Consider the following 5,825-nt stretch of genomic DNA (forward strand, 5'->3'; position numbering starts at 1 on the left):
ATAACTGAATTTCCACACACACCTCGTTGGGTTTCAAGGCTGCTCCGCAAAGCAGCCATCTTCTCAAATCGGTGTATCAGTTTTCAATCGCTGCGTGTATTAGTTTACAACCGCTGCTGACAGCTGTGACCACGAGATCATTGCATGGCGCGCCTGGGCCGCGCGCGGCCTGCCTGGTGAGCCGGTGCGCGACATGATGATGATCGAAGCAGTTGAGGCAAGGTTCGGCCAAGCCAGCATTGAATCGGCCAAACTGGAGTTCTTGAGTGACAACGGCGGCGCTTACCGCGCCCATGAAACGCATGCCCTGGCGCGCGCGATGGGGCTCGAGCCGATCCATACGCCGGTGTGCAGCCCGCAGTCCAACGGGATGGCGGAAAGCTTCGTGAATACGTTTAAACGGGACTACGTGAACGCGATGGACCGCAGCAATGCAGAAGTCGTTCTCGCCCAGCTGCCAGACGCTTTTACGCATTTCAATGAGGTCCATCCGCACTCGTCATTGAAGTGGAAATCGCCCCGCATGTTCAGAAGGGAGCTGGCGCGCCGGGCTCAGGAAAACGACGCTAATTAAGCGATAAGCGGTGTCCGGTTATACGGGGGCAAGATCACCCATAGTAAAACATTGAGCGCCAATTATTTGGAGTTCCATAATACTCATCATACCCGATGAACAATTCCTCCAGTATTTCCCTTGGTGACCCATCAATAGTAAAATGCTTTCTAAAGCACAGCAATGGAAATTCTGGAACTCGAAGTCGCAATAGACAACAGACTGCACTCAACTCGCCGACGAGAACGACAAATAAAATGTAGCAGTTCCAACGTAATCTGACACATCGCAATGGCGGAGATCAGTTTAGTGGTTGCATACCCTTCAAACTTCCGGAAATGGCCCTGAATAACAACCATGCATACCTTTGACGACATCAATTCATTCTGGAATTTTTACCTTTCAATTGGCGCGAGCCACGCTGGCCCGCCGTTGCTATTCCGAGGAATGACTAGATCCACTCATGAACTCGTCCCTGCGATTGCCCGTCCCCAAGAGGAGATGGCACGGCAGGGTTTAGAAATGATCGAGATGCGGATGATGGAAGAATTCAAGCGGCTGTCGATTCCCGTGATCGAGCGCGACAGCCGGCCGCAGTCAGAATGGGAATGGCTTTTTTTGGCACAGCACTATGGTGTGCCGACTAGGTTGTTGGATTGGACCACAAATCCCCTTGTTGCCTTATATTTTGCGGTTGAAGCGCACGACGACGTCGACGGAATCTTTCACTACCTGAGCCACCTGGTATCCGATGATTACCAGATGTTTAACCCCAAAACTGCAAATGTAATCGAGAGTGTAACCGGTGCAATGCAGTTCATCACTCTGCAGCCTGAGCAAGGCACAATTATCTTCGTCAGACCGCAGTACAACGACGTCCGTTACCTTAACCAACGCTCTATATTTTCGTGCCCCGCAAATCCATTGCAGCCGCTATTAGTACCAAACATGCAAAGCATTGTATTCAAAGGCTTTTGGAAGGATGAATTAAGGAGGCGGCTACGGGCCCTAGGTGTTTCAACCTCGTTCATTTATCCGGGAATCGCCGGAGTGGCGCAGGAAGTCAAAGCGTTCCACCATCAGCGATTTGCCCAAGGAAGGTCTCGTGCGATCATTATCCTACCCGGCCCAAACCAATAGCCGCGTCAGCTTGTCATTAAAGACAGGTCGAGAGCGAACTGGGCACGTAATTCTTCGCAATTACTTAAAAAAAGAAAATACCGAATGTCCGAACCAGGCAGCATCCCCTGCTCAGTGATGCGCAAAGCACCGGTTTTAGAACGAAATATGCTCCCCAGCGCTGAGCCCAGAAACATAGATTGCATCGGCGACTTCGGCATCGATTATCAAGTCCAAATAGTAAAGAGTAGCCCCGTGAGCGAGGGGTTCCAGGTGAAGTTGAAAGGAACAACCGTCTCTGAGCTCAACGCCGACGAGACCTACTTCTCGATTCAGCCTATGGCCCCCACTATCCGCTCATGATCGCTCCACTGGAATAACACGGGTAAATGGGCACCCAACCGGCATTGGTCGCGGACTTCTCTCTGAAAAACGCCCGCGTTGATGACTGAGAAAACTTCGCGCAGATAGGCAAGAAAAATTGTTACAATACAATCACCTCGGCCCGCCAGCATCTCGGCCCAGCCATGATAGGGAGCGCCGATGAGTCAATACCTTTTGAACTTTGCCAAGGAGAACCTGGTAGGGAAGTCAGACGCTTATCTCGCACTGCTTTGGTGTATGTATAAGGGAACACAAGACAAAGGCAGGTATTCCGATCATATCAAACTCCACCTTACCTCCGCCAACAACGAGCTGCTCACGACCAACTATCAGCGCATCGCGGAGCGATTCAAAAAAGTTCTGGATGCCCGGCCAGAGCTGAACTGGGTCGCCCCTTCGGGACTCAGGCCACTGGCCACGCTACAGGTGAAAAATTTCCGTGGCTTCGGCGCATTAGGTACCGAAGACAAAGGAACACTACTACGGTTTAGTAAGATCAAGAACATCTTTTATGCACCCAATGGCGGCGGTAAGTCCTCTTTATGCGAAGCGCTGGAATACGCCACTACCGGCCACATAAAAGAGGCCGACCGCCGTAAAACCAAGATCAAACAATACGTTGCGAGGCGCGCAGGCAAAGTCGAGTTGAGCCTGACGGGTACGGACCGCAATCGCGTACCCGCCAGCCTTACCTGGTCAAGTTGCTTCATCGATCGTAACCGCCTGCAGGAGTTTTCTTTGCTAGGTTCGAAGGATACAGGTAGCGCCGAGAGCGATGTGATTGCTACCTTGTTTGGACTCGAAGAATTTCAGGAGGTGATCTCCCGGTTTGTGAAGCCCGAGAACTTCCACCTCACATCGCATCGGCGACCAGACCAAAGCGAGGCTGTGCGCACCCTTGAGGTCGCCAGAGCGGAGCTCCACGAACAGCGGCGCCACCACCACCACACCATTTCTGTACTCAACGACAGCGTATGCAAACGTCTGAACTTGCGGGTTGACCAACAATTCGGGGTACGCGCCAGGCACGCGCGTTTGACTAGGTTGGCAGAACTCAAACTTCGCAAGGCAGAACGCCTTAAGGTCGCGGAAGTGCCTTTTGCTGCGCCGATGACGCGCATCCTCGGCGCCGATCGGATTGCTCGCCGCTTGCTCTCGAGAAAATCCAAGATCGACGCCACGCTCTTGAAGAACGTGATGGCCGTTAATTATCGCGCTGTCTACGAAGCCCTGCATGCGATCGAGAAGGAGGGGGCAGCCGAGCACTGTCCAGCCTGTTCGACGCCATTGGCACACGTGGTCGTCAATCCATTTGATAAGGCTCGGCGGGAGCTGGCAACGTTGAGCGTAATAGATCAGATCAAGACATCACAACAGCGAGTCGAGCGGTGGATGACGCAGTTCGCCTCGGTCATTAGCACGACCCTCACGGCGGTCGATAGCAACCTGCGCTTGGGCATACCATTTTCCCTGACGTTGGAATCCCTACGCGCCAGCCTGACGAATTTCCATTCCGCGACAGACAGGGTGGGTGCGGCGATGCGGGTACTTAATGAGTTAGTCAAGTTGCTGGCTGACGATGAGGCAGGGATCGAGGCGTACTTCGACGTCTGCAGAGGGAAACAAACCGAGATAGCGCAAGTGGATGTTCAGGTAAGGCGCCTCGAACAAGAAGCCGAACAACTCAAGCTAGCCGCCGAAGTGCTCAGAGGGCTCTTCGACGAAAAAAATGCATCACTGGCGGCGCTAAAAGAAATTCGCAGACAGCTCGTGGAGCTCACACTGCAGCGCGCTGGCCTGCAAGGTAACGATGCCGACAACACGCGGCTCAATGCGCTCATCGACCAGTTGCAGCTGGAGTATGGGAACCTCCACCGGGACCTGTTGGAATATAAGTTTTCCCTAGAAAAAGCGCGCATCGCCGGCATAGAAGGCAAGGCGGCCGAATACTATAAGGCGATCAATCATCATGACGATGATCATGAACGAATCAATGCGTTAAGTTTCGAGAAAACGGGTGAAACCTACCGCATCAAAATTTTGAATGCTGATGGCAGTTCGTTGGACGCCTTCTCCGTCCTGAGTGAGGGGCACTTACGGGTACTTGGACTTTCCTTGCTGTTGGCGATGGCAGAGAAAAACAGGTTTCCATTGATCGTGTTTGACGATGTCGTCAACGCGATCGACAGTGACCACCGCTCCAATATCATTGACCTGTTTTTTGCTGATCCGTACTTGCGTCGGACGCAGATGATTATCACGACGCATGATCGCCTATTCTGGGAGCGATTTTGCATCATCGCCGATCGCCATCCACAGTCTGACCAGCACAACAGCTGCGTTCTCAGCTACACAAACCATGGCATCGTTATAATCGACCATGCGGGCGGGTTCCAAGAAAAAGTTCATCGCGCCTTGGGCGTATATGACATTCGACAGGCCTTAATCTATTGCCGCATCTGGTTCGAGTCAATGATCTTGGAGTATTGTTTGGAAAATGCGGTTTCTGTGACTGCGCAGTTCAAGAAATCTGCACTGAAAAAAAGCATGTACCTGCAGCTCAGCCTGGAAAAGACCTTTGCGTTGGTGGAGCCACATATTGCCTATGACCGCTTGCACTTTGACTTCATCAAACAAGACTTGGTGAACTGGGGTGGCCAAAACCAAGAGCATCATGCTTTTGACGAAGGAAGCCTGAATTTTGTTCACTCTAAAACGAGCAATGAGGTCATCACGATTTACAATGCGATTCGACTTTTTGAATGTCAGCTTTTCACCCAAAGGAAGCAACTGTCCTGCAATAACTTACTTGCAGATCTCGGGCAAAAGATTGCGGCCTGCACAGCCAAGATCGCTAAATTGAATAAAGCACCGGTCGAGGTCCAGCAGGCTCAGGAGCAACGCTTGGCAGCACTTCAAAAGCGAGAGGAGGAAGTCAACCAGGAACTGGCTTATGTTGGAGATTGCTTGGCCGCGCAAGCCGCAGCGGGTGGCGATATCTGAGCCAGTCGTGTGAGGTGACGCCTTGCCACGAAATGCTTATATAAGAAACGTGGTAAAGGCTTGATGCACGGCGTTTTCGCTCGAGGCTGGGTGCCTTTTCGCCGCGAGATTTTTAAGGGGCGTCGTCGCCGGGCTCGCCCGCAGTAGAATTACTAAACAGCGCGGAGAAGTCGCGCTGAAGCTTGGCACTGAGCTCATGGTCAGGGAACCGCTCTTTCGCTGCTGTCCAAATCTCCGCCGCCATTGCTGCGTTACCGCTGTTCCAGTGAGCGCCACCAAGATCGAACATCGTCACAGCATTGTCCGGGTCGAGCGCTAGCGCCCTCTCATAGGCGTCGACCGCTTCAGACCAACTACAGAGGCTGGAATAAGCAGTTGCAAGCTGAAACCAGCTCATAGCGTCCGGCTGAATACTATGGCCGCGCTTTACGCGATTGGGCAAAGGTGGCCGTACTCAGGAAGCTCATCGCGAAGCCTCCGATTTCATAACAACGGCGAATTGTAGCGGCGCCGCTATTTTGTTCATGAACACGCAAAATATTCAGAACTAAAGGTTCTCTTTAAAATTCAATCGTTTATGCACACAAATAAACAAATCCAGTCGCCATAAATGTCCGGTGGTTCATTGCGCTCTTTCGAAATGAAGCGCTCGAACAGCAAGGTGCCGCGGCCGGGATCGACCTCGGTCACATGCAGGCAATAGCAGACCGCCGAATTGGCGGCCGAACCGCGGCCCTGGCACAGGATGCCCTGCGAACGGGCGTAG

At 52.5% G+C, this 5,825-nt stretch carries 3 protein-coding genes and 2 pseudogenes; 3 read left to right on the forward strand and 2 right to left on the reverse strand.

Features of this window, described 5'->3' with window-relative positions:
• Positions 1 to 106: 106 nt before the first annotated feature.
• From M0974_RS07315 to M0974_RS07325, 3 genes and pseudogenes are all read left to right on the forward strand, one after another.
• A pseudogene (locus M0974_RS07315) lies at positions 107 to 574 on the forward strand (integrase core domain-containing protein); the annotation flags it as partial.
• 336 nt (positions 575 to 910) lie between these two features.
• Positions 911 to 1,693 carry an FRG domain-containing protein gene (locus M0974_RS07320; RefSeq protein ID WP_297834689.1) on the forward strand — a complete coding sequence of 261 codons (783 nt, stop codon included), beginning with the start codon at positions 911 to 913 and terminating at the stop codon, positions 1,691 to 1,693.
• 522 nt (positions 1,694 to 2,215) lie between these two features.
• On the forward strand, positions 2,216 to 5,059 hold the full coding sequence (locus M0974_RS07325; RefSeq protein ID WP_297834691.1) for an AAA family ATPase: 2,844 nt from the start codon (positions 2,216 to 2,218) through the stop codon (positions 5,057 to 5,059).
• 112 nt (positions 5,060 to 5,171) lie between these two features.
• Here M0974_RS07325 and M0974_RS07330 read toward each other — a convergent pair whose 3' ends face one another.
• Positions 5,172 to 5,456: a tetratricopeptide repeat protein gene (locus M0974_RS07330; RefSeq protein ID WP_297834694.1), complete on the reverse strand. Its 285-nt coding sequence runs from the start codon at positions 5,454 to 5,456 to the stop codon at positions 5,172 to 5,174.
• A gap of 200 nt (positions 5,457 to 5,656) precedes the next feature.
• Positions 5,657 to 5,825, reverse strand: a pseudogene (locus M0974_RS07335) (hypothetical protein); the annotation flags it as partial.

The sequence above is a fragment of the Pseudomonas sp. genome, assembly GCF_026224925.1.
Classification (GTDB): domain Bacteria; phylum Pseudomonadota; class Gammaproteobacteria; order Pseudomonadales; family Pseudomonadaceae; genus Aquipseudomonas.